Source organism: Lutibacter sp. TH_r2, assembly GCF_033101135.1.
Taxonomy (GTDB): Bacteria; Bacteroidota; Bacteroidia; order Flavobacteriales; family Flavobacteriaceae; genus Lutibacter.
In genome coordinates, this window is the sequence record NZ_JAWMPV010000004.1 from 93,462 (window position 1) to 117,636 (window position 24,175).

24 protein-coding genes are annotated in these 24,175 nt (G+C 28.8%); 14 read left to right on the top strand and 10 right to left on the bottom strand.

Annotated features, from left to right (window positions below; all coding sequences use genetic code 11):
* Window positions 1–96 precede the first annotated feature (96 nt).
* Window positions 97–2,385: a polysaccharide lyase family 7 protein gene (locus R3X25_RS12090; protein ID WP_317675174.1), complete on the top strand. Its 2,289-nt coding sequence runs from the start codon at window positions 97–99 to the stop codon at window positions 2,383–2,385.
* Window positions 2,386–2,414: 29 nt separating this feature from the next.
* On the opposite strand, the gene R3X25_RS12095 is transcribed toward R3X25_RS12090, so the two are convergent.
* From R3X25_RS12095 to R3X25_RS12105, 3 genes are read right to left on the bottom strand one after another with little or no spacing between them, the layout of a single operon-like run.
* Window positions 2,415–2,705: a TIGR03643 family protein gene (locus R3X25_RS12095; RefSeq protein ID WP_317675176.1), complete on the bottom strand. Its 291-nt coding sequence runs from the start codon at window positions 2,703–2,705 to the stop codon at window positions 2,415–2,417.
* A 7-nt stretch (window positions 2,706–2,712) separates the two neighbouring features.
* Entirely contained in the window at window positions 2,713–3,114 is a 402-nt protein-coding gene (locus tag R3X25_RS12100; RefSeq protein WP_317675178.1) for a DUF2452 domain-containing protein, read from the bottom strand.
* A gap of 16 nt (window positions 3,115–3,130) precedes the next feature.
* A complete protein-coding gene (locus R3X25_RS12105) occupies window positions 3,131–3,295 on the bottom strand; it encodes a Lacal_2735 family protein (RefSeq protein ID WP_317675180.1) in 165 nt (54 codons plus the stop codon).
* A 450-nt stretch (window positions 3,296–3,745) separates the two neighbouring features.
* Here R3X25_RS12105 and R3X25_RS12110 point away from each other — a divergent pair, with 450 nt between their 5' ends.
* From R3X25_RS12110 to R3X25_RS12125, 4 genes are read left to right on the top strand one after another with little or no spacing between them, the layout of a single operon-like run.
* A complete protein-coding gene (locus R3X25_RS12110; protein WP_317675182.1) occupies window positions 3,746–3,937 on the top strand; it encodes a hypothetical protein in 192 nt (63 codons plus the stop codon).
* Window positions 3,938–3,946: 9 nt separating this feature from the next.
* Window positions 3,947–4,393: a GNAT family N-acetyltransferase gene (locus R3X25_RS12115; RefSeq protein ID WP_317675183.1), complete on the top strand. Its 447-nt coding sequence runs from the start codon at window positions 3,947–3,949 to the stop codon at window positions 4,391–4,393.
* A 4-nt stretch (window positions 4,394–4,397) separates the two neighbouring features.
* A complete protein-coding gene (gene rpsU, locus R3X25_RS12120; RefSeq protein WP_317675184.1) occupies window positions 4,398–4,592 on the top strand; it encodes a 30S ribosomal protein S21 in 195 nt (64 codons plus the stop codon).
* Between the two features lie 43 nt (window positions 4,593–4,635).
* Window positions 4,636–5,736, top strand: a complete 1,101-nt coding sequence (locus R3X25_RS12125) for an alanine racemase (protein ID WP_317675185.1) — start codon at window positions 4,636–4,638, stop codon at window positions 5,734–5,736.
* A gap of 16 nt (window positions 5,737–5,752) precedes the next feature.
* Here R3X25_RS12125 and glgX read toward each other — a convergent pair whose 3' ends face one another.
* The 3 genes from glgX to R3X25_RS12140 form a co-directional block, all read right to left on the bottom strand.
* Window positions 5,753–7,828, bottom strand: a complete 2,076-nt coding sequence (glgX, locus tag R3X25_RS12130; protein WP_317675186.1) for a glycogen debranching protein GlgX — start codon at window positions 7,826–7,828, stop codon at window positions 5,753–5,755.
* A 148-nt stretch (window positions 7,829–7,976) separates the two neighbouring features.
* Window positions 7,977–8,594: a class I SAM-dependent methyltransferase gene (locus tag R3X25_RS12135; RefSeq protein WP_317675187.1), complete on the bottom strand. Its 618-nt coding sequence runs from the start codon at window positions 8,592–8,594 to the stop codon at window positions 7,977–7,979.
* 222 nt (window positions 8,595–8,816) lie between these two features.
* Entirely contained in the window at window positions 8,817–9,803 is a 987-nt protein-coding gene (locus tag R3X25_RS12140) for a type I phosphomannose isomerase catalytic subunit (RefSeq protein ID WP_317675188.1), read from the bottom strand.
* 190 nt (window positions 9,804–9,993) lie between these two features.
* On the opposite strand from R3X25_RS12140, the gene R3X25_RS12145 reads away from it, so the two are divergent.
* A complete protein-coding gene (locus R3X25_RS12145) occupies window positions 9,994–10,329 on the top strand; it encodes a GNAT family N-acetyltransferase (protein WP_317675189.1) in 336 nt (111 codons plus the stop codon).
* A 92-nt stretch (window positions 10,330–10,421) separates the two neighbouring features.
* Here R3X25_RS12145 and R3X25_RS12150 read toward each other — a convergent pair whose 3' ends face one another.
* From R3X25_RS12150 to pflB, 3 genes are all read right to left on the bottom strand, one after another.
* Complete coding sequence (locus R3X25_RS12150; RefSeq protein ID WP_317675190.1) at window positions 10,422–11,204, bottom strand: formate/nitrite transporter family protein; 783 nt, start codon at window positions 11,202–11,204, stop codon at window positions 10,422–10,424.
* Between the two features lie 4 nt (window positions 11,205–11,208).
* On the bottom strand, window positions 11,209–11,883 hold the full coding sequence (gene pflA / locus R3X25_RS12155; RefSeq protein ID WP_317675191.1) for a pyruvate formate-lyase-activating protein: 675 nt from the start codon (window positions 11,881–11,883) through the stop codon (window positions 11,209–11,211).
* A 167-nt stretch (window positions 11,884–12,050) separates the two neighbouring features.
* Complete coding sequence (gene pflB, locus R3X25_RS12160) at window positions 12,051–14,276, bottom strand: formate C-acetyltransferase (protein ID WP_317675192.1); 2,226 nt, start codon at window positions 14,274–14,276, stop codon at window positions 12,051–12,053.
* Window positions 14,277–14,910: 634 nt separating this feature from the next.
* Here pflB and glgP point away from each other — a divergent pair.
* The 5 genes from glgP to R3X25_RS12185 all read left to right on the top strand — a co-directional run bounded on the left by glgP (window position 14,911) and on the right by R3X25_RS12185 (window position 20,091).
* Entirely contained in the window at window positions 14,911–16,557 is a 1,647-nt protein-coding gene (glgP, locus tag R3X25_RS12165; RefSeq protein WP_317675193.1) for an alpha-glucan family phosphorylase, read from the top strand.
* 183 nt (window positions 16,558–16,740) lie between these two features.
* Window positions 16,741–17,514: an XRE family transcriptional regulator gene (locus R3X25_RS12170; protein WP_317675194.1), complete on the top strand. Its 774-nt coding sequence runs from the start codon at window positions 16,741–16,743 to the stop codon at window positions 17,512–17,514.
* Window positions 17,514–18,914: an exonuclease domain-containing protein gene (locus R3X25_RS12175; protein WP_317675195.1), complete on the top strand. Its 1,401-nt coding sequence runs from the start codon at window positions 17,514–17,516 to the stop codon at window positions 18,912–18,914. The genes R3X25_RS12170 and R3X25_RS12175 overlap by 1 nt, the downstream gene beginning before the upstream one ends.
* Window positions 18,915–18,924: 10 nt before the next feature.
* Entirely contained in the window at window positions 18,925–19,401 is a 477-nt protein-coding gene (locus R3X25_RS12180; protein WP_317675196.1) for a hypothetical protein, read from the top strand.
* 246 nt (window positions 19,402–19,647) lie between these two features.
* Window positions 19,648–20,091 (top strand): RidA family protein, encoded by a 444-nt coding sequence (locus R3X25_RS12185; protein WP_317675403.1) that lies wholly within the window; start codon window positions 19,648–19,650, stop codon window positions 20,089–20,091.
* Window positions 20,092–20,150: 59 nt separating this feature from the next.
* Here R3X25_RS12185 and R3X25_RS12190 read toward each other — a convergent pair whose 3' ends face one another.
* Complete coding sequence (locus tag R3X25_RS12190) at window positions 20,151–20,918, bottom strand: MBL fold metallo-hydrolase (protein ID WP_317675197.1); 768 nt, start codon at window positions 20,916–20,918, stop codon at window positions 20,151–20,153.
* 327 nt (window positions 20,919–21,245) lie between these two features.
* On the opposite strand from R3X25_RS12190, the gene R3X25_RS12195 reads away from it, so the two are divergent.
* Genes R3X25_RS12195 through R3X25_RS12205 form a run of 3 tightly spaced genes read left to right on the top strand, consistent with a single transcriptional unit; the run spans window position 21,246 to window position 24,069 of the window.
* Window positions 21,246–22,352, top strand: a complete 1,107-nt coding sequence (locus R3X25_RS12195; RefSeq protein WP_317675198.1) for an NAD(P) transhydrogenase subunit alpha — start codon at window positions 21,246–21,248, stop codon at window positions 22,350–22,352.
* Window positions 22,353–22,357: 5 nt separating this feature from the next.
* Window positions 22,358–22,666: an NAD(P) transhydrogenase subunit alpha gene (locus R3X25_RS12200; RefSeq protein ID WP_317675199.1), complete on the top strand. Its 309-nt coding sequence runs from the start codon at window positions 22,358–22,360 to the stop codon at window positions 22,664–22,666.
* Window positions 22,666–24,069 (top strand): NAD(P)(+) transhydrogenase (Re/Si-specific) subunit beta, encoded by a 1,404-nt coding sequence (locus tag R3X25_RS12205; protein WP_317675200.1) that lies wholly within the window; start codon window positions 22,666–22,668, stop codon window positions 24,067–24,069. The genes R3X25_RS12200 and R3X25_RS12205 overlap by 1 nt, the downstream gene beginning before the upstream one ends.
* Window positions 24,070–24,175 lie beyond the last annotated feature (106 nt).

Sequence of the window (24,175 nt, forward strand, 5' to 3'; positions counted from 1 at the left end):
AACTCTATTACATCACTACATTTTTTAAAATATTTTTGAGTATATTGCAAACATAAAATTGGTTAACCAATTTTAACGCACCTAATAGATTTTAAAATGAAAACATATTTTCAAAGTCGTATCCTTTTTTTTAAACTGCTTGTTTTAGTAGTTTTTTTTAATTCTTACTTAACAGCACAAGTAGTACCATCTGATCTTATGGTTAATTGTAATCAATGGAAAATTACATATCCAAACGGAGAAGAAGATAAAACGTTATGTGGTGAACCTAATAATGAATATTTTTATGTAAACGATACTGAAGATGCTATAGTTTTTAAAACACCTATTAGAAGTGATAATGGAACAACTCCAAATTCTGATAATATACGATCAGAACTTCGAGAAAGAGTGCAAGATGGAAGCGTTGATATTTATTGGACTACTGAAGGTTCTCACATGGTTTACGTAAAACAAGCTATAACACATTTACCAATTAATAAATCCGAATTAGTAGCTACTCAAATACATGGAAATAAAGATGACGGTATTGATGATGCAATGGTTATGAGACTTGAAGATTCTCACCTTTTCCTATCGTTTAATGGTGGAGTTTTAAGAGACGATGTAACCATAAAAACAAATTACACTTTAGGAACCATTCATGAAGTAATTTTTTTAGTTGTTGAAGGCAAACATTATTGTTATTATTCTGAAGATGGCAACCTTTTAACTGCTTACAATAATGGAAATGCGGCTTCATACTTAATAAAAGACAATGGTAATGATTATGTTATGGACATAGATTATAACGATTCTTATTTTAAAGTTGGAAATTATACCCAAAGTAATGCAGATGAAGAAGGAGACGATACCGATGATCCGAATAATTATGGAGAAGTTTTAGTTTATGATTTTTTTGTTGAACACGATGATGTTACTGTTACTGGTTTAAATGTATCTCCAGCTACTATGGATATTTTAGTAGGTAACACTTACCAATTGTCAGCATTAGTTAGCCCAGTAAGTGCAACAAATTCAGGAATTAACTACAGTAGTTCTAACAACAATGTAGCTAGTATAGATGTAAATGGAGTTATAACTGCTGTTTCAGAAGGCAGCACTACAATTACAGTAACATCTGAAGAAGGAAGTTATACAGATACAAGCATTATTAACGTATATAATTCTGCATTAATTTCAAATATTGCTTTAAACAAATCAATTTCAGGAACTGGGACACCCGATGGAGATAATGTAGCTTCCAACCTTGTAGATGGCTTAACAACTACAAGATGGTCGGTTTCTGGGTTTCCGCAATCTGCTATTATAGATTTAGGTGAAATTTATTCATTAGAAAGAACAGAATTAGTCACATATTCAGAAAGAGATTATCAATATACTATCGCGGCTTCATCTACAGAAAATGGGACTTATACTACTATTGTAGATAGATCTGCAAACACTTCACCAACAACAGAATTAAATCCTAATATTAATATTTTTTCTAGTATTAACGGACGCTTTGTTAAAATTACAGTTACTGGTTCTGAAACTTATACTGGAGATTGGATTAGCTTATTAGAGTTAAGAGTATTTGGAACCTCTATTTCAGAAACACCAAATGATAGTGATAATGATGGTATTTTAGATGAAAATGATAACTGTCCAAATACTTTAGCTGGAGCAATTGTTGATGCAAATGGCTGTGAGCTTTTAGACTCTAACAACTTTACAATTGAAGTAATAGGAGAAACATGTCCCAATACAAATAATGGTCAATTAGTAATTACCGCTATTGAGAATCAAAATTACACACTTAATTTTAATAGTGAAACATATAATTTTACTTCTGAAAAAACGCTAAATAATCTAGAACCTGGATTCTATGAATTTTGTATTGAAGCAATAGGTGTTACATCACCATATTGTTATACTATTGAAATAGCTGAAGCAACTCAAATTTCAGGAAAATCTAGTTTAAATAATAAACAACTAACTGTTGAAGTTACTAAAGGAACTTTACCCTATAAAGTGTTTAAAAATGAAAAATTTCAATTTGAAACTTATTTAAACAATTTTAATATAGAAGTTAATTTTGGAGATTCTATTGCAGTAAAAACTAAAAATGAGTGTGAAGGTGTTTACACACAAAAAATAGCATTATTTAATAGCTTAATTGCATATCCAAACCCATCTAAAGGTCTCGTTTCAATTCCTATTGAAACAGATACAACTGAAGTTGAAGTTAACGTATTTAATACTGTTTCACAATTGGTACAATCCAATACTTATAAAGTAACAAACTCTGCAGTACAATTAGATTTAACCCATAACAAAAAAGGAATTTATCTAGTAAAAATCTATTTAGACAAAGAGTACCAAATAAAAGTAATAAAACTATAATTTAGATAGTCTGATTTTGATAATTACATTTATCGTTTACTTATCTTGTTTCCTGTAATTGCCTTTTGGCGTGAACATTTAAAACGGGAAATATTTGAATTACGTTTTTTTAAATGTTTACAACTAACACCACTATTTACACGTTTACGCCAACGTTTAAAACTAGACTCCTTTAAATTGCTCCGCATTACTTTAACTACCTCTTTTTCTAGTAATCCGAACTGAAAAAGGATAGCTTCAAAAGGTGTACGGTCTTCCCAAGCCATTTCTATAATACGATCTAGTTGTAATTCTGTAAATTGATTTGTTTCTGTAGACATTAAAAAATTATATTTTTTCCCAAATTTGGTCTGTGTTTAAATAAAAAATACCCAAAGCGTTAAAACTACATTCGTGAGGTGCTATAATAGATAAAAATGTTTTACCATTGTCTCTTTTATATAAATAATAAACTTCACCAATAATAGGTTCAAAATTAAATTCAGCTTCAAAAATGAGCTTATTGTACTCAAATTCTTGCATCATTTTCTCATATTCAGCTTTTAACTCTAAAAATTTTGCTTCTACTTTATGGTTTACTTTGTTAATGCTTCTATTTTTCCATCCAATTGTATCAGTTGTAGTTATAACTGGCGCTCCAACTGAAGTAGCATAAGGTTTTAATGCTGCATCATATTTTTCAGTTTTAGAATCGAACACTACATTATCAGGCTTCTTTATGTTTTCCATTTTAAATTAAACTATATTAATTCAAGTTTTCAAGTTTCTTTAGCACCTCTTCCGCTTCGTAAATTTTTTGATCACTCATTTTTCTATTTGTGGTAGATAATTTATGTGCTTCTTCTAAAAGCTTTTGATATTGAGCTTGTAGCTTTTCTTCTTCTGATTTCTTTTTAAATAATCCAAACATATTTCTTTTTATTAAATTATTTGATAAAGATACATAATGTTTAACTAATTTTAAAATATGTTAAACGTTTTTAAATTTATATACTTTTATAAAGTAAAACAATTTACACTAATATATAGCTCTTTTTAAAGTAGTTGAAAGTTTATTTCTAAAATTACTTCTTTAGATAATTGATAAACTGTGAATATTTTTGTACTTTTGTTCCATATGATTAAAAAACTTCAAGACAAAAAAAATAAACGTATTTTTAGTTTTAACTTTCTTATTTTCCGTGTTCAATCGGATAAATTTATACCACCTACAACGTAATTTCATTTCTACTGATTAATCAGTAACTACCCTATAAATTTTTATTATATAAATACACTTTATGTGTAATTTATTCACATTTCTATTATCAATACTAATGTTGTATTAGTAGCTGATAGTAGTATAAACACATCTAAATAAATGAAATTATTTTATATCAAAAGAGAAACTAGAACTGAAAATAGGTTTTCACCAAAAATGGGAAGATTAATAACCCGAGTTACTTATATTAAAAGATACTTATTAGGAATCCCTCTAAAAACACTTCATAAATATAGAGAAACTTATTATGGAGAAATTAAAAATGAAGACGACTGCCATTTATATATCTAAAACTAAAATATGAAATTTATTACATACGATGCTTTTAACAGAATAACTCCATTAGAAATGGAAAAAGTTTCAAATTTTCTTTTCGAACATTTAGAAAAATATGGAGACCCAAAAAAAGCAATTAGAAAAGCCATTGACTACGCTGCAAAAGAGCGAACAGGTTTGGGTGGCTACATATTTACTTTGGAAGAAAATGAAAACATTATTGGAGCTGTAGTTATTAATAAAACGGGAATGGATGAGTATATTCCTGAAAACATACTGGTTTATATAGCTACACATAAAAACTACAGAGGCAAAGGTCTAGGAAAAAAACTAATGCAATATACTATTGATAATTGCAAAGGTGATATTGCTTTACACGTAGAAAAAAATAATCCTGCCAAATTTCTATATGAAAAATTAGGGTTTACAACCCCTTATTTAGAAATGAGGTTAAATAAAACTAAAAAATAATTATATGCTAATAACAAAAGTAAAAGACGGCGAAAACATTGATAGAGCCTTAAAAAGATATAGAAGAAAATATAAAAATACTAAAGTACTTCAAGAGCTACGTAAAAGAAAAGAGTTTAAAAAACCATCTATAAAAAAACGAGAGCAATTAATTAAAGCTCAATATAAAGAACTACTTTATCTAGAAGAAAATAAATAGTAACTTTTATAATATTTCAATTTTATTATTCTAAAAAAACACAGTGGCAGAACTAATAATTCACTCAAAAAAAATAAAGAACAACATCATGTTCTTAAGTAAATACTTTGAAAAACATAACATAGCCTGGAGTTTAATTACAAAAGTATTTTCTGGCGATAAAACTTTTTTAAAAACAATTTTAACAAAAGATGTAATTGATAAAATTAACTCAATTGGTGACTCTAGAATAACTAGTTTAAGAAACCTTCGTGAAGTAAATCCAAATATAAAAACTATCTATATAAAACCTCCTGCTGAAATTTATGTAGATGATGTGGTAGAATATGCAAATATCTCTTTAAACACTTCTCTAACTACCATTAAAGCACTAAATAAAGCTGCTAAAAGAAAAAATAAAACTCATAAAATTATTATTATGATTGAGTTAGGGGAATTAAGAGAAGGTGTAAATAGAGAAAACATTATAGATTTTTACAATCAAGTATTTCGTTTATCAAATATTGAAGTAATTGGTATTGGATCAAATTTAGGCTGTATGTATGGTGTTGAACCAACATTTGATAAATTACTTCAGTTATTTCTGTATAAAGAACTTATTAATACAAAGTTTAATAAAAATTTAAAGTTTATTTCGGGTGGTACTTCAATAACACTTCCTTTAATAGAAAGTAATAGCATACCAAAAGACATCAATCATTTTAGAATTGGAGAAGCTGCTTTTTTTGGTGTTAGCCCATTAGATGGTAAGCAATTTAAAGAATTAAATACAGATACTTTTGAATTTTATGCGAACATTATTGAACTTGAAGAAAAAAATCTTGTTCCTGATGGAATTATTAACCATGCAAACATAGGCCACACCTCTGATTTTAAAGAAAATGATATTACAGAAAAATCGTACAAAGCTATTTTAGACTTTGGAATGTTAGATGTTGATAAAGAAGATATTGAAACTAAAGATACTACAATTTCGTTTGTAGGTATTACATCTGATATGTTGGTGATTGATGTAGGCGATAATAAAACTAAAGCAGGACACCTAAAATATAAAGTTGGTGATAAAATAAAATTTAAACCAAACTATATGGCAGTTGCTAGATTATTAAATTCAAAATTTATAGATAAAGTTTATACAAATTAATTAAAAATAAAAATTATTAGGGAGCTATAAGAAGAATTATAGATCGTGCTTTTACAGTATAATACTTTCCGTTAATAATTTTGGTTTTATTAAGTAAAACAATATCATCAGGAGATGATAAGGAAGTATCAATTATTCGATACCAATTCTTTTTTTTAAAATTTTGAGGCTCTGGAATTTCAAAATCTAAATCCTTTGAATAAGCATTACATACAATATACAAAATAGGATCATTCTTTTTGGTTCTTACGGTACCAGCTAAACTGTGCGATATTGAACTCCAATCTGGTTTATCCAATTGAACACCATGCCAGTCTATTTTTCGTCTTTTTTGAAGAAATTCTAATAACGGTGGCTCAACATCGTCTTTACTAGAATCTCTATTTATCCTAAACATATTCAACATTTTAATAAACCTAAATAAATGTTTATTTGTTTCTAAAAGCTCCCAATTAAACCAACTTATTTCATTATCCTGACAGTATGCATTGTTATTTCCTAATTGCGTTCTTCCAACTTCATCACCCATCAAAAGCATTGGAGTACCATAAGAAAGTAGGGTAACCACCATAAAATTTTTTATTTGTTGTTCCCTTAATTTTATAATAGAGGAATCTGCTGTTAACCCTTCAATTCCACAATTCCAGCTTAAATTATCGTTATTTCCATCTCTGTTATTTTCTCCATTAGCTTCATTATGCTTTTCACTATAGCTAACCAAATCATTCAATGTAAATCCATCATGGCATGTAATAAAATTTATACTTGTTCCGACCGATCTATTTTTACTGCCATATATATCTGGACTAGCCAATACTCTGGCTGCAAAGTTTGAGATAGCACCTTCATCTCCTTTTATAAAACTACGCACATCATCTCTAAACTTACCATTCCATTCTTTCCATTTACCACCAATAAAAGTTCCAACTTGATAAAGGCCAGCAGCGTCCCATGCTTCAGCAATAAGTTTAGTTCCTGCTAAAATTGGATCTGATTCAATTTCCCAAAGTATTGGAGGGTTTTTTTGAGGAACTCCTAACTCATCACGCGATAAAATAGAAGCTAAATCAAATCTAAATCCATCTACATGCATTTCTGATACCCAAAATTGTAAACTATCCATAATCATTCTTCGTGCTACCGAATTATTAGGATTAATAGTATTACCACAGCCAGAATAATTACCATAACTATAAGTTTCTCCTTCTAACAAATAATAAGTTCTATTCTCTATACCTTTAAGACTAAAAGTTGGTCCGTTTTTTCCACCTTCAGAAGTATGATTATATACAACATCCAAAATAACTTCAATACCTGCCTTGTGCAAAGCCTTAACCATATCTCTAAATTCATCTAAAGGTCCCATTATATTTTTAGAGGAACAATAAGAGCTGTGCGGTGCAAAAAAAGATACTGGACTATACCCCCAATAATTTATATTTCCTTTTGGAGCATCTTGCTCATCAAACTGAAAAATAGGAAGAAGTTCTATGGCTGTAATACCTAAATCTTTTAAATAGGGTATTTTTTCAATTAATCCAGCGTAGGTACCTCTTTTAGAATTTTCAATACCTGAATTTGGATGTTTTGTAAAACCTTTAACATGCAGTTCGTAAATAATGGTTTTTGAAAAAGAGCGACGAGGATAGTGATCTCCTTCCCAATTATAAACGCTAGTATCTACAACAACACTTTTCATGGCGCTGCTTAAGTTATCACCAGGTTTTATAGCTAAATCGCGCTGATATCCTTTTGGAGTAACTACTAATTTACTATAAGGATCTAGTAATACTTTTTCTGGATTAAAACGAAGGCCTTGATCTGGAAGAAATGGACCATGCACTCGGAATGCATATATTTGCTCCGCCTTAAGTCCTTCAATAAAAATGTGCCAATAAAAATCTGTTTTATGCTTTTTTTTATCTAAAACTATTATGTGGCTTGGTTTATTATCCTCTATATTATTAAATAATAATAACTCAATTCCAGTACTATATTTAGAATAAATACTAAAATTAACTCCATTACTTTGTATGGATGCACCAATAGGAAAAGACTGACCTTTACCAATATTTTTATGTATGTTTAACATTCATAATTATTAATAATTCTATACTTTATAATCAAATTTTGCCTTTCTATTTAAGGTTTATTAACAATAAATCAAAAATAAAATTATAGCAGAAACCTCTAATTTTTATTTAGTTTTCCCCTATAATTGTATTACTTATTTAAACAAATTAGTTTGGTTCAGCAATTCCACTGTAATTATAGCTAGCTATTTTCCACCCAGCAATATACTTTGCCTGCATTTTAGTTATTTTAAATCCATTTTCTTCAATAATTAATGGAATATCTCTGTTTAAATTACATCCACCTCCAAGTCGTTTCCAAAACGGATTAATCCTATTCTGCCACTTTTGAATATTTTTATTAAGGGCTTTACCATGTTCACAAAACAATAATCTTCCATGTGGTTTTAAAACTCTTCGTATTTCTTTAAAAGCCTTATTTATATTAGGAATTGTACAAAGTGTGTATGTAATAACAACTGTATCAAAACTATTATTTTTTTTGGGGATATTTTCGGCAAATGCTTTTTCAAAGTTAAACACAAATGGTAAGGTTGTTGTATCTACAACCCTCTTTCTCCACATTTCTACTGATGGATCAATACCAGTTAAATGCTTGATGTTATCTCCATTATAAAAAGGTAAATTTAAACCTGAACCAACTCCAATTTCCAAAACATTACCAGTAGCTAATGAAATTAACTCTATTCGTTGGTTCATGGTAGATTTTTGTCTACAAGTCCAATCAACTACTTTAGGAAGAATGTACTTGTTGTAAAGTCTCATAACTATTTTTATTTAATACTTTCTCTGAAATTGGACAATAATTTATAACCATATCAGATATTTTAATGTTTAAAGTTAAGCTTTTTTTACTTTACAAACATTTTATTTTAATAAATTATGTATTGTCCAAAACAGTTAAAAATAATAGTGATTTTAGTTTTTAATCATCTTATTTTCAGATACTAAACTATAATATTGGGTGTTTTTAAATAAGTTAAAAAATTACAAATACACTTCTAAAAGTGTTGAATTATCGGATTTTAAACTTACAGAATTAATAACTGCTGGGATTAAAATAGTTTCACCTTTATTTAATTTATACTCCTTATTATTGCATGTAAGTATTAAATCACCTTCAACACACATATATATTACAAAGGAATCTAACTGACTATAATCTTTAATTAATTCTCCAGACAATTGTATAATATCTGTTTTAAAATATGGTGAATGTACCAATTTAGACGAATCATTTTTTATTAACTGATAATCTGTTTTATATGTACTGTATAGTTTATAATCTATAGCTTCTAAAGCTAATTCAGTATGCAATTCACGCTCTTTACCTGTAGCAGCATCTACTCTATTGTAATCGTAAATTCTGTAAGTAACATCAGAAGTTTGTTGAATTTCGGCTAAAACTGTTCCTGCACCAATAGCATGAACTCTTCCGGTTGGAATATAAAAAGTATCTCCCGTTATAATTTTTTCTGAATTTAAAATATCTAAAACTTTCCCTTTATTTAATGCTTCAACATATTCTTTTTCAGAAACATTTTTACTAAACCCTACAATTAGTTCAGCATCTTTATCAACATCCATAACATACCACATTTCATTTTTACCAAATGAATTATGGCGCTCTTTTGCTAATTTGTTATTTGGATGTACCTGAATAGATAAAGGTGTTTTAGCATCAATAAATTTAATAAGAATTGGAAAGTTTTCTCCAAACTGTTTGTAGACTTTACTACCTACAAAATCTTCTTTATATGTTTTTATTAATTCTTTTAACGTGGTTCCTTTAAGTGCTCCATTTGAAACAATAGAAACATCACCTTTCACATCTGAAATCTCCCAACTTTCTCCAATATTATTTTTATTAGATTGTTTTTTAAACGTAGTAATTAACTTTTCTCCTCCCCAAATTCTTTCTTTTAGAATAGGTTCAAATTTTATTGGGTAATTTATTATATCTTTTTTCTTCATAAAAATTGTACTGTAAAATTACTATAAAATAATTAGTATCACTAATCAGAACTATATTTTTTAACTACAATTAAGCGTTGATTAGTTCTAAATCTACAATAAAAAGTATTAGCATAAAATTTTAAAAACTCAAATATCCACAATAAATAAGTTTTTGTAATTTTAACATTCTTAATTTATAACTTAATTAATGATTCAGATACTTAAACCTATAGATATTCCAAAAATTCTATTGTTAGTAAAACAATTAAATCCTACTATTTCAGAAACAATTTTAGAACAACGTCAAAAAGAGATGTTTAAAATAGAAAATTATTATTGTTTTGGTTTTTATATTAAAGCTAAATTAATTGGAGTTTCTAGTGGTTGGTTAACCACAAGATTGTATAGTGGAAAACAATTAGAAATTGACAATGTTATTATCGATTCTAGCTATCAATCTAAAGGTTTTGGAAAGGATTTTTTAAACGAAATTGAGCTCTGGGCAAAAAATAATAAATGTAATACTGTAGAACTTAATACCTAAGTGCAAAATAGTAAATCTCATAAGTTTTACTTTAAGCAAGATTACAAAATTTTAGGCTATCATTTTCAAAAAAAAATTCTATAACTTAAAATTTACAGCTTACTTTTTCCAAATAAATAACCATACGGCATTCCTACAAAAAGAACACCTCCAACTATATTTCCTAGTGTGGCCGGAATTAAATTTTTTACAATAAACGTTGTCCAAGTTATATCTGCTCCTTCAAAAATAGCAAGAGGAATAAAATACATGTTTGCTATACTATGTTCAAAACCCAAAGTAACAAAGGTCATTACAGGTAACCAAATAGCAACCATTTTACCCATTGTATTTTTAGCTGCCATACCTTGCCACACGGCTAAACAAACAAGCCAATTTGCACCTATTCCTTTTAAAAAAGTAACTAAAAACGTATGACTTGTTTTTCCAATTGCAATGCCATGCACAGAATCAATAAAAGGTGAAGCACTTACAATATGTGTTAAATGTGTTATTACATATGCTACAAAAACAGCGCCTATAAAATTTCCAAAATAAACCAATCCCCAATTTTTAAACATCTCTTTTATTGGCTGCTTTTTATTTAGAATTGTAGGAATAAAATAGGCATTATTACCTGTAAAAAGTTCTGCTCCAACTACAACTACTAATATTAAACCTACAGGAAACATTGCTCCAAAAAGAAACTTTGTAATTCCAGGGTTAGTTGCTGCAATACCTGGTGTTCCACCACCAACAACAATAGCTAATAAACCTCCAAAAGCAATATATGCTCCAGCTAAAAATGCAAGTACTAAAGTTTTGTTAACCTTATACTTTCCTTTATTTAAAGCCAATTGACTAACTATACTTATAACTTCTTTTGGGGTATTCATACTATTAATTTATTTTCACTTCTTTAAAATACTGTTCCAAAATGGCGACAGCGTCTTCTATTTCCTTTTCTGTATTTTCTCTAGCATCTTTTAATTGATACTCCCAACCTAATGCTTCCCATTTATGAATTCCTAATTTATGGTAAGGTTGAATTTCAATTTTTTCAATGGTTTTGTAATTTTTAAAATACGCTCCCATTGCATGTAATAATTCTGGTTTGTTAGTTATTTCAGGAATTAAAACATAACGTAACCACATATTTTTACCTGAAGCTTCTCTATGTTTGGCAAAGGTAAATGTGGTTTCTTTATTACGCATTCCTGTTAAATACTCATAACCATCTTCAGTCATGTGTTTTATATCTAACATCACCAAATCAGCATATTCATCTAATAATTCTTTAGTAAAATGATTTAGTATTCTTCCATTAGTATCAATATTTGTGTGAATTCCTTCCTCTTTTAATCTTTTAAAAAAGGGAATCAATTCTTTTGATTGTAATAAAGGTTCACCTCCTGAAACGGTAACTCCACCTTTTTTTCCAAAATAAGGTTTCATTTTTAAGGCTAATTCAACCAAATCGTCAGTTTTGTATTCAGTTCCACCTGACGTTTCAATAGTATCTGGATTATGGCAGTATAAGCATTTTAGCTTACAACCTTGTAAAAATATAACCATGCGAATTCCTGGACCATCATGTGTTCCAAAAGATTCTATTGAATGGACTCTTAATGTGTTTTCTGTAGTTTTAATAGTAGTAGTAGTTTTATTTAAAAAAAATTAAGCACCCAAAAATAGATATAATTTTAATTTTTGAATGCTCAATTTTAATATTTATCAGTTAATTACATTGATTCGTGGAACGAACGTGTAATAACTTCTAATTGTTGTTCTTTTGTTAATCTAACAAAATTAACAGCATAACCAGATACTCTAATTGTTAATTGTGGATATTCTCCTGGGTTTTCCATTGCATCAATTAATGTTTCTTTATTTAAAACATTTACGTTTAAGTGTTGTGCATTTCTTGAGAAATAACCATCTAAAGTAGTTGCTAAATTGTCGATTCTTTCTTCTTCAGTTGCTCCTAAAGATTTTGGTACAATTGAAAATGTGTTAGAAATTCCATCTTTTGAATCTTTATAGTCAATTTTAGAAACAGAGTTTAATGAAGCAATTGCTCCGTTTTTATCACGTCCGTGCATTGGATTAGCTCCTGGTGCAAATGCAACTCCGTAAGCTCTACCATCTGGTGTTGCTCCTGTTTTTTTACCGTATGAAACATTAGAAGTAATTGTTAATACTGACATTGTAGGTTCAGCATTTTTATAAACTGGTAACTGTGTTAATTCATTATTAAAATCAGCAACTGCTTTAGAAGCTAATTCATCAACTCTATCATCATCATTTCCATAACATGGAAATTCACCTTCAATTTTAAAGTCTACTGTTAAACCTTCTTCATTTCTAACTGGTTTCACTTTAGCATATTTAATTGCTGATAATGAATCTGCAACAATAGATAAACCTGCAATACCATAGGCAATATTAATACTTGGATTAGTATCGATTAAAGCCATTTGAGCTTTTTCATAATAGTATTTATCGTGCATGTAGTGAATAATGTTCATAGAATCATTATAAACACGTGCTACTTCTTTCATTGCTATTTTAAAGTTAGCCATTACTTTATCAAAGTCTAAATACTCATCGGTATATTCTGGAATTCCTTTTACAACTTCAGTTCCTGTAAACTCACAACGTCCGGCATTTAAAGCTAATAATAGTGTTTTAGCTAAATTTGTACGTGCTCCAAAAAATTGAATAGATTTTCCTAATTCTTGGTAAGATACACAACAAGCAATTCCATAATCATCAGAACCTCTGTTTTCTCTCATTAAGTTATCGTTCTCAAATTGAATTGATGAAGTATCTATTGATACTTTTGCACAATAATCTTTAAAATTTTGAGGCAATGTAGCTGACCATAAAATAGTAATATTTGGTTCAGGTGATGGGCCTAAATTGTATAACGTATTTAAGAAACGGAATGAAGATTTTGTAACTTTAGTTCTTCCATCAGCAAACATACCTCCAATTGCTTCAGTTACCCATGTTGGATCTCCTGCAAAAATTTCATCGTAAGCAGCCATACGTAGGTGACGAACCATACGTAATTTCATTACAAATTGATCGATATATTCTTGAGCTTCATCTTCAGTAATTACTCCATCTTTTAAATCTTGTTCAATATATATATCTAAAAATGTTGAAACGTTACCTAGAGACATTGCTGCACCATCTTGAGATTTTACAGCTGCTAAATAAGCCATATATGTCCATTGTACTGCTTCTTGAGCGTTTTCAGCAGGACGAGATAAATCTAATCCATAAATTGCTCCAAGCTCAATCATTTCTTTTAATGCTTTAATTTGTTCCGCAACTTCTTCGCGTAAACGAATTACAGCATCCGTCATTGGACCAGTAATTGCTTCTTTATCGGCTTTTTTAGCTTCAATTAAAAAGTTAATTCCGTATAAAGCAATTCTTCTATAATCACCAATAACTCTACCACGAGCATAATTATCTGGTAAACCTGTTAAGAAACCTAACGAACGGAATTTTTTAATTTCTGCAGTATATGCATCAAAAACACCATCATTATGTGTTTTTACATATTTAGAAAACAAGTTTGTTAAGTTTTGGTTTGGTTCAACACCATGTTCTGATAATGCTTTTTGAACAACTTTAAAACCTCCAAAAGGTTTCATTGTTCTTTTAAGTAATTCATCAGTTTGTAAACCTACTATTACTTCATTTTCTTTATCAATATATCCAGCTTCAAAGGCACTTACCGTTGAAATTGTTTCAGTATCTAACGATCGAACTCCATTATTTTGACGCTCTTCTTCAACAGCTTGCTTACAAACTTCCCATAATTTTTGAGTTTTTTCTGTTGGTCCAACTAAAAATTCATGAGTTCCATGGTAAGGTGTAACATTGTTAATTACAAAGTCCCTTACATTTACAGCTTTGGTCCAAATTCCTTTTTTAAAACTTTTTATTTCCATCGTTTTAATTTTATTTAATTTTAAGAGTTACTAGTCTTTATTTATACTGCAAATTTACAATATTTAGTTCTAATAAATACCTATTTTAACATTTTAAAAAACACCAAAAACCCTTTGTTTATGAGGCGTATAGCTACTAAAACGTTTGAAATTAGTAGCTGGGTAATTTTAAATATTTTAAATTATTTTTAGTTATTATGATAATTATCATGTTTAACGCTTAATTTCAATTGAAATTTGATATGTTTTTTCTAGTAAGCAGTAAAATACACTTCATTTTTTTTGAATAAAATGCTAAAAAAATCAAATTTTGAAATTTTAAATGTATTTTTCTCACAAGAATTAAACATTAAATAGTTATTCAGTAATATTTTTAATTCAAATAGTTATACATAATTATTAAAATTTAGATAAATCACCATTCATTTTTTTTTAGTTCTATATAAACACCTTTAGATCAAATTAAATTCCAACATAAATGTTAACTTAATATTCTTTAATATTAACTTATAAACATACTTATGTATAAAAATTTAAAATTTGCAACTATTAAATAGATAAATATGTTAATTATCAACAGATTAAAATAATTTATTATTCATAAATTTGCCGCTAATTTAAAATCATGAAAATTATGGCTAGCGAATATAGTAAATGGCATCACCCATATAAACCAGCAAAAAAGTTTGATAAAAAAGTAGCTTACTTTAGTATGGAGTTTGGAATTCACCAAGCTTTAAAAATTTATTCTGGAGGATTAGGATTTTTAGCTGGTTCACATATGCGATCTGGATATGAATTAAAACAAAATATGATTGGTATTGGAATGCTTTGGAAATATGGATACTATGACCAAGGTAGAAATGAAGATCAAACAATGAGAGCTAACTTTGTTGAAAAATCTTATAGCTTTTTGGAAGATACTGGAATTGAAGTTGAAGTACCTTTACATGATAACCCAGGAGTTAAAGTTAGAGCATACGTATTAAAACCAGAAATATTTGGATGTGTTCCAATGTATTTTTTAAGTACAGATGTTGAAGGAAACGATCACTTGTCAAAAACAATTACAAATCATTTATACGATTCTAATGAATTAACACGAGTTTCTCAAAGTATTATTTTAGGTATTGGAGGAGCTAAAGTTGTTGAAGCTTTAGGAGGTGCAGATATTTATCACTTAAATGAAGGGCATGCATTACCTGCTTTTTATTATTTACGTGATAAAGGTGTTACTAAAGACCAAATGGTATTTACAACTCATACACCTGAAAAAGCTGGAAATGAAGAACGTGATGGCCGTCATTTAAACAGATGTGGTTTCTTTGGAAGAACACTTTCAGAACAAGAATTAAGAAAAGAAATGGTAAACGATGGTATGATTAATTATACTGTTTCTGCTTTAAGAATGTCTAAACGCTCAAATGCTGTTTCTAAACTACACGCTGTTGTTTCTAACGATATGTGGAAAGATTACGAAGGTATTAGTGAAATAATTCCTATCACAAACGCACAAAATCAAAATTTCTGGCAAGATGATGAAATTAAAGAAGCATGGGAAAAGAAAAGTGCCCCAAAATTTAAAAAGCGTAAAAAAGAACTTAAACAAGAATTATTTGAAGAAGTTTTAGAGCAAACTAAAAAAATATTTGATCCTAACGTAATTACTATTGTTTGGGCAAGACGTTTTGCAGGCTACAAAAGAGCAGATATGTTCTTATACGATTTAGAACGTTTTGAAAAACTATTATCAAATAAAAAATATCCAATACAAATTATTTGGGCAGGTAAACCTTATCCAAAAGATTACTATGCTATTGATATTTTTAACCATTTAGTAAACTACTCTAAAAAATCTAAAAATTTAGCTGTTTTAACTGGTTACGAAATGGACTTATCTAGATTGTTAAAAGAAGGTTCTGACATATGGTTAAACACACCAAGAATTACTCGTGAAGCATCTGGAACAAGTGGAATGACAGCCGCTTTTAATGGTTCAGTGAACTTATCTATTAACGATGGTTGGATTCCTGAATTTGAGAAAAACGGTAAAAACTGTTTTGTGTTACCAGCATTAGATCACAAACTGCCAGTTTGGGAACAAGACGAGCAAGACTGTGCTAATCTATTTGACATTTTAGAAAATGAAGTTTTACCAACATATTATGGTAAAAAGAAAAAATGGCAAGAAATTGTATGGAACAGCATTGATGATGTAATTCCTGAATTTACAAGCGCAAGAATGGCAACTCAATATTATAAAGAAATGTACAACAAATAATATATCGTTGTTAATTATATATAAAAACTCTTACTACTAAAAAGTAGTAAGAGTTTTTTTTGGTTACAACATACAACTGTAAAGCAAATTTAAATACATTTTAAAACCCTTATACTTGTGTGTAAAAGTTTTTTTATATATTAGCTAAAATTATTAGCAATCAACTCCAATTATTTTAGCTTAATGAATAAACTTACTACCAACATTAAACATTTAAGAGCTTTAAAAGGCTTAACACAAGAACAATTTGCTAAAGAATTTAATGTTCCACGCTCAAGAATTAGCTCTTATGAAGAAGATAGAGCAACACCTCCAGTAGATTTTTTAATAGAGCTTTCTAATTTTTTCAACATTCCAATTGATGCACTTATAAAAAACGATTTAACAAGTACATCAGAAGATAGTTTTATAAAAATTGGAAATGAAAGAGTATTATTTCCTATAACTGTAGATTCTGAAAACGAAGAATTAATTGAAATTGTTCCAGAAGAAGCTTCTGCTGGTTACTTGCGTGGTTATTCCGATCCAGAATATATAGAGCATTTAAACAAAATTAAACTTCCTTTTTTACCAACAGGAACACATAGAGCATTTCCAATTAAAGGAGATTCTATGCTACCTGTAAAAAGCGGCTCGTACATAGTTGCACGTTTTATCGAAAATGTAAATTATATTAACAATGGAAAAACCTATATTATTCTTTCTAAAAGTGAAGGAATGGTATACAAAAGAGTATTTAAACAAATTGAAGAACACAATATGCTTTTAATGGTTTCTGACAATAAAAAATACGATCCATATTATTTACCAGTTCAAGATGTTTTAGAAATTTGGGAATTTACATGCAGTATAAACACACAAGAATATGATGAGCACGAACTAAAAATAAGCAGTATTGCAAATATGCTCACTCAATTAGGTGTTGAATTAAAAGAACTACAAAAAACACTGAATTAATGTACGCAATTGTTGATATTGAAACTACGGGACACACAAATAAAATAACAGAAATTTCAATTTTTATTCATAATGGAGAACAATTAATTGATGAATACACAACACTTGTAAACCCCGAATGTTCAATTCCTCCATTTATTACAAATTTAACAGGTATTAACAACGCTATGGTTGCTAATGCTCCAAAGTTTTTTGAAATAGCTAAAAAAGTAAATGAAATCACTGAAAACTGCATTTTTGTAGCTCATAACGTTAATTTTGATTATAACATTATTCATAAAGAATTTAAAGATTTAGGCTTTAGTTGGAAAAGAAAAAAATTGTGTACCGTTAGATTGTCTAGAAAATTAATTCCAGGGTTAAAATCATATAGTTTAGGAGCTTTATGCACTACTCAAAACATTGTAATTAAAGATAGGCACAGAGCAAAAGGCGATGCCGAAGCTACAACCATTCTGTTTGAAAAATTATTAAAATTAGATAATAATCAACAAGTATTTCAATCGTTTTTAAATCCAAAATCTAGACAAGCTACATTACCTCCACTACTCTCAAAAAAAATAATTGACGGTTTAAGCTCTAACACTGGAGTATACTATTTTAAAAACCTAAAAAACGAAATTATTTATGTAGGTAAAGCAAACAATATTAAAAAACGTGTTATAAGTCATTTCTACGATAAAGCAAAAAAAGAAGTAAACATGTGTTTAGAAACTTCAAATATCACATTTACTGAAACTGGAAACGAGCTTATTGCTTTATTATTAGAATCTTCTGAAATAAAAAGGATTTATCCAAAATTTAATAGAGCACAACGCAGATCTCAAGAAAGTATTGGATTATTCTCATACGAGGACAGAAACGGAATTAAACATTTAGCTTTCAATAAGTTAAAATTAATTTCAAATCCATTATTAAAGTTTTACAATACCACACAATGCCGAGAATTTTTAGAAAAGTTATGTGACGAATTTGAATTGTGCCCTAAATATTGCCATTTACAATCTAATGTTACCTCTTGTTTTCATCATCAAATAAAAAAATGTAGAGGTGTTTGTAGCGAAAAAGAAAGTGTTGCCCTTTACAATTTAAGAGTTAGCGAAGCTATAAATTCTATACAATTTCAAAATCAGAATTTTGTAATACAAGAAAGTGGAAGAACTGAAAACGAAATGGCCTTTATTTTAATTTTAAAGGGAATTTATAAAGGTTTTGGCTATACTTCAAAAAAAGATTTTTCAACATCTGTAAAAAACTATATTGATAAATTAGAACCACATAACGATAATAATGATGCGCACCGTATTTTAACCTCCTATTTAAAAAACGAAACTTCTATTCTTAATTTAAATACTGAAAACTACGAAGAAACCGAATCGTTTGATTTATTTTCTGCCTAATATATTATTTATGAAAACTGCTTCGGTAAAAGAACTTAAAAACGAATTAAAACACATTCCACAAACTGAATTAGTAGAACTCTGCTTAAGTTTATCCAAATTTAAAAAAGAAAATAAAGAACTACTTACCTATTTACTTTTTGAAAAATCTAACGAAGAACGCTTTATTGAATCTGTAAAAAATGAAGTAGATGAATTGTTTAATGAAATAAACACAAAATCGTACTTCTACATTAAAAAAAGTGTGCGAAAAATTCTTCGTATTATAAAAAAATATATACGCTACTCTAAAAAGAAAGAAACAGAAATTGAGCTACTACTCTACTTCTGTAAAAAAATGAAAAACTTTCAACCTTCAATTAAAAAATATACTGTTTTAGAGAATATTTTTGATAGAGAAATTAGCGCCTTAAAAAAGAAAATTCAAGGTGTTCATGAAGATTTACAATTTGATTACGGACAAGAACTAAATTCATTAAACAATTAATTATCAGAATATTAATTGTTTAAATTCATGTTTTTTTTTATATTACACTAATTAAAAAAATCATTATCTCCTTTTTACACCTAAAAAAAGAGAATTTTTTCACACAACTCCACCATACAATCCCATAATTTAACATCACTATCATTTAATATCTTATTAAGTGTAGATATATAACTATTAACTAACCTAAATCAAATAATTATGAAAGCTAAAAAAGTTGGATTATCAGTGTTGCTTTGCGGTATAATGCTTTTTGCATTTACTGGAATTTCGCAAGAAAAAGAAGTTGTTGTTCAATCTGAAAAACCTGAATACTTTTTGCTTCGACCAGAAGTAGAAAAAGCTTACGGATATTCTCACGCTGTAAAAATTGGAAATGATATTAAAATTTCTGGAGCTGTAAGTATGGATAATGAAGGAAATCCGACAGCAATTGGAGATTTAGGACAACAAATGAAAAACTGCTACACAGATTTAGAAAAAATACTGAAACACTATGGCTGTACATTTGATGACGTAGTTGTGGAAAATATTTTCACAACCAATATGCCATTGTTTCTTGAAAACGCAGGTTACAGATCTGAAATATACACCAAACAATTTCCAACTGGCTCTTGGCTTGGAGTAAAAGAATTGGCAATCCCCGAATTTATGATAGAAATCGAATTAGAAGTTTATAAATCGGAATAAAGTACAAAAGCACAACACCGTATAAATTTATTACAAATTATACATAATACGGTGTTTTTTTAGACTTTCAACACCAATTCATCATACGCTAAAAACACATTTTTGGGAAGTGTTTTTTCAACTTCAGCATGAAAACCTAATAAATGACTTATGTGTGTTAAATATGTTTTTTTTGGTTTTAACTCTTCAATAAGTGCCAATGCTTCTTCTAGATTTAAATGCGAATGGTGTTCCTTATGCCGAATACAACTTAAAATTAAAACATCTAAATTTTGAAGTTTTTGTTTTTCTATTTCAGAAATAGTTTTAACATCCGTTAAATAAGCAACTTTACCAAATCTATATCCTAATATCTTTAGTCCTCCATGATCTACTTCAATAGGCACAACTTCAAAACCATTTAATTTAAAAGGTAATTTATCAATTAAAATAGGCTCAACACTTGGGGCTCCTGGATACCTGTTTTCCGTTCTAAAAATATAATTAAATCGTATAGATAAATCTTTAATTACTCTTTCTAGAGCGTACATTGGAACTTTTCCCATTTTAAAACAAAACGGACGTAAATCATCTATTCCTAAAATATGATCGGCATGCTCGTGCGTAATTAAAACTCCATCTATTTTAGTTACGTTAGCTCTTAACATTTGATATCTAAAGTCTGGACCGCAATCAATAACATATCTATAATTTTCCCATTCTACCAAAATAGAAACTCGCAAACGTTTATCACGCTGATCTGAAGATAAGCAAACTGGATGATTACTACCAATAACAGGAATACCTTGTGATGTTCCTGTTCCTAAAAATGTAATTTTTAAACTCATTACTTTAATTTTAAAGCTTTACAAATATATCTATATTAAATATTTTCAAGAATTAAATTAAGAATTAAAAAAACATACAATAAATAGTAACATTAATTACATAAATACACAAATAACAGTCATTTTTAATAGATTCTAACAATGTGTGATTTTTATCAACTTTTAGTAATCAATTAATATTTAAGTTTACCTTTGTCAATTCATTATATAGTTAGTATTAACTACTACAATTTTAATTACAAATAATTAAAATTTCTCATGTAAAAAATAGTTTTAAAAATTAAAATAATTAAAACAAATCTATAAATTATAAAATAACCTAATCTTATGAAAATAGGCATATTAAAAGAGCATAAAGATGGTGAAAAGCGTGTTGCTATTTCCCCTAAAATTGCTGGACAATTGATTGCTAAAGGTTTTAAAATTCTTATTGAAGAAGGCGCAGGAGAAGCCTCTTCATACAAAAATTCAGACTATACAGAAATTGGAGTAACCGTAGAAGCAAGAGGTGTTGTTTTTAAAGAAGCAACCATACTTATAAAAATCAACCCTTTTGATGAAGAAGATTTAAAGTTAATTGACAGTCACCATATATTAATGAGTCAATTATTTCACATTTCAAACACAAAATTAATTGAAGCAATAGCTGCAAAAGGAGCTACTGCATTTTCAATGGATGCAATGCCAAGAATAACAAGAGCACAAGATATGGATGTATTAAGCTCTCAAAATAACCTTGCAGGTTATAAAGCAGTTATAAAAGGTGCTTATGAAATGACAAAAATTTTCCCTTTAATGATGACTGCTGCTGGTACAATTACACCATCAAGAGTACTTATTTATGGTATTGGTGTGGCTGGCTTACAAGCTATTGCAACAGCAAAACGTTTAGGTGCAGTTGTAGAAGCTACCGATATTAGAATGGAAACTAAAGAACAAGCTGAATCATTAGGAGCTAAATTTATTACGGTAGATAATTCTGGAGAACAAGAAAGTGAAGGCGGCTATGCAAAAGAAGCTTCAGAAGATTATGTGAAAAGACAAAAAGAAGCTGTAAATAATTCACTTTTTAAAGCAGATTTAGTAATTACTACTGCAATGGTTCCTGGTAGAAAATCACCTGTATTAATTACAAAAGAGCAAGTAAAACAAATGAAAAATGGAGCTGTAATTATAGATTTAGCAGCTGCTCAAGGTGGAAATTGCGAAATAAGTGAAATGAACAAAGCTGTTGTAAAACATGGTGTAAAAATATTTGGAACCACTATTGCGCCTGAAAGCGTTAGTACAAATGCTAGTGATTTATATGCTAAAAATATGTACAACTTTTTAATTCATCTAACAAATGATGAATGTGAATTCAAATGGGAATTAGAAGAAGAAATTACAGACGGAACCTTAATAGTAAAAAACGGAAAAATTAGAAAAAGTTAAAAATCATGAATGAATTTATAGAATTTATTAAAGGAAATCTTCAACTAATATACATCCTGATTTTAGCGATATTTATTGGTGTTGAGTTAATTAAAAATGTTCCAACCGTACTGCATACTCCTTTAATGTCTGGAGCAAATGCTTTAAGTGGTGTTGTAATTGTTGGTGCTATTTTAGTAATGCTACAATCTGACCCAGAAAACTATTTAGCTCTTGCTTTAGGTTTTATAGCAGTAGTATTAGGAATTATTAATGTTGTTGGTGGTTTTGCCGTTACCGACAGAATGTTACAAATGTTTAAAAAGAGAAAATAATGGATATCACTTTAAGTATTATATATTTAATTGCCACAATTACATTTGTAGTTGGTTTAAAAATGTTAGGACATCCTGAAACTGCAAAAAAAGGAAATTTAACTTCTGCAGTTGGAATGGGTATTGCTATTTTAGGTACAATTTTTCTTGCTGAAAAAGAGGTTCCAACAATAATTTATGTATTAATTGGTTCTGCAATTGCAATAGGTGGAATTATAGGATGGATTATTGCTGTAAAAGTAGAAATGACCAAAATGCCAGAACTAGTATCCTTATTCAACGGTTTTGGTGGTGCAAGTGCACTTTTAATTGGTTTAGTTGAATTTAGTAAAAATATTGGTGTTGCTGAAGCTGATAAAGCTTCTTCATCAATTATTACAACTGTAATTGCCGCAATTATAATTGGAAGTATAACTTTTACAGGAAGTTTAGTTGCTTGGGCTAAATTAAATGGAAGTATGAAAGATTTAAGGCTTCCTAAATACAACCTAATTAATAATATTTTGTTTTTAGCTTTAGTAGCTTTTGGAGCCTATATAGTTTTAATGAACACAGATAGTACATTATTAATATACGGATTACTAGCAGCTTCATTAGTTTACGGTTACTTATTTGTTGCACCAATTGGTGGAGCAGATATGCCCGTTGTAATTTCATTATTAAACTCTTTAACAGGTATTGCAGCTGCCATTACAGGTATTTTATACAATAATATGGTAATGCTAGTTGGTGGTATTTTAGTAGGTTCAGCAGGTTTAATTTTAACTTTTGCCATGTGTAAAGCTATGAATAGATCTTTAGCCAGCGTTATATTTGGTGCTTTTGGTGGTGGTGCTACTGATGGTGTTGAAGGAGGCTCAAAAATTGGTGGAAATGTTAAAAAAACAACTGCAAGTGATGCTGCTGTATTAATGAATTATGCCAATCAAGTAATAATAGTTCCTGGTTATGGTTTAGCAGTTGCACAAGCACAGCACGTTATTCATGAATTAGAAGAATTATTAACTAGTAAAGGTGTTGAAGTTAAATACGCAATACATCCAGTAGCTGGACGTATGCCTGGACACATGAATGTTTTGTTAGCTGAAAGTAATGTAGAATACTCTAAATTGGTTGAAATGGATGATATTAATCCTCAATTTCCTAATACAGATGTTGTTTTAGTTGTTGGAGCAAATGATGTTGTAAATCCTGCAGCACATAATGATCCTTCATCACCTATTTACGGAATGCCAATATTAGATGTTGAAAACGCAAAACACATTATTGTAAATAAACGAAGTATGAAACCTGGTTATGCAGGTATAGAAAATGAATTATTCTTCAACCAAAAAACAAATATGCTATTTGGTGATGCAAAAGCTGCTTTAACAGAATTAGTAGCTGAATTAAAAAATATGTAATTCATAAAATGAATACAATTTATAAGGGTGAAATTAAATTTTCACCCTTTTTTTATGCACTTATAAATCTTAATTTACACCTTATTTTTACTATTTTTGTGAAAAA

Bases quoted from the DNA above. Each gene is read 5' to 3' on its own strand.
- R3X25_RS12090 (WP_317675174.1), top strand. From the start codon at position 97: ATGAAAACATATTTTCAAAGTCGTATCCTTTTTTTTAAACTGCTTGTT.
- R3X25_RS12095 (WP_317675176.1), bottom strand. From the start codon at position 2,705: ATGTCTACAGAAACAAATCAATTTACAGAATTACAACTAGATCGTATT.
- R3X25_RS12100 (WP_317675178.1), bottom strand. From the start codon at position 3,114: ATGGAAAACATAAAGAAGCCTGATAATGTAGTGTTCGATTCTAAAACT.
- R3X25_RS12105 (WP_317675180.1), bottom strand. From the start codon at position 3,295: ATGTTTGGATTATTTAAAAAGAAATCAGAAGAAGAAAAGCTACAAGCT.
- R3X25_RS12110 (WP_317675182.1), top strand. From the start codon at position 3,746: ATGAAATTATTTTATATCAAAAGAGAAACTAGAACTGAAAATAGGTTT.
- R3X25_RS12115 (WP_317675183.1), top strand. From the start codon at position 3,947: ATGAAATTTATTACATACGATGCTTTTAACAGAATAACTCCATTAGAA.
- rpsU (WP_317675184.1), top strand. From the start codon at position 4,398: ATGCTAATAACAAAAGTAAAAGACGGCGAAAACATTGATAGAGCCTTA.
- glgX (WP_317675186.1), bottom strand. From the start codon at position 7,828: ATGTTAAACATACATAAAAATATTGGTAAAGGTCAGTCTTTTCCTATT.
- R3X25_RS12135 (WP_317675187.1), bottom strand. From the start codon at position 8,594: ATGAGACTTTACAACAAGTACATTCTTCCTAAAGTAGTTGATTGGACT.
- R3X25_RS12140 (WP_317675188.1), bottom strand. From the start codon at position 9,803: ATGAAGAAAAAAGATATAATAAATTACCCAATAAAATTTGAACCTATT.
- R3X25_RS12145 (WP_317675189.1), top strand. From the start codon at position 9,994: ATGATTCAGATACTTAAACCTATAGATATTCCAAAAATTCTATTGTTA.
- R3X25_RS12150 (WP_317675190.1), bottom strand. From the start codon at position 11,204: ATGAATACCCCAAAAGAAGTTATAAGTATAGTTAGTCAATTGGCTTTA.
- pflA (WP_317675191.1), bottom strand. From the start codon at position 11,883: ATGGTTATATTTTTACAAGGTTGTAAGCTAAAATGCTTATACTGCCAT.
- pflB (WP_317675192.1), bottom strand. From the start codon at position 14,276: ATGGAAATAAAAAGTTTTAAAAAAGGAATTTGGACCAAAGCTGTAAAT.
- glgP (WP_317675193.1), top strand. From the start codon at position 14,911: ATGGCTAGCGAATATAGTAAATGGCATCACCCATATAAACCAGCAAAA.
- R3X25_RS12170 (WP_317675194.1), top strand. From the start codon at position 16,741: ATGAATAAACTTACTACCAACATTAAACATTTAAGAGCTTTAAAAGGC.
- R3X25_RS12175 (WP_317675195.1), top strand. From the start codon at position 17,514: ATGTACGCAATTGTTGATATTGAAACTACGGGACACACAAATAAAATA.
- R3X25_RS12180 (WP_317675196.1), top strand. From the start codon at position 18,925: ATGAAAACTGCTTCGGTAAAAGAACTTAAAAACGAATTAAAACACATT.
- R3X25_RS12185 (WP_317675403.1), top strand. From the start codon at position 19,648: ATGCTTTTTGCATTTACTGGAATTTCGCAAGAAAAAGAAGTTGTTGTT.
- R3X25_RS12190 (WP_317675197.1), bottom strand. From the start codon at position 20,918: ATGAGTTTAAAAATTACATTTTTAGGAACAGGAACATCACAAGGTATT.
- R3X25_RS12195 (WP_317675198.1), top strand. From the start codon at position 21,246: ATGAAAATAGGCATATTAAAAGAGCATAAAGATGGTGAAAAGCGTGTT.
- R3X25_RS12200 (WP_317675199.1), top strand. From the start codon at position 22,358: ATGAATGAATTTATAGAATTTATTAAAGGAAATCTTCAACTAATATAC.
- R3X25_RS12205 (WP_317675200.1), top strand. From the start codon at position 22,666: ATGGATATCACTTTAAGTATTATATATTTAATTGCCACAATTACATTT.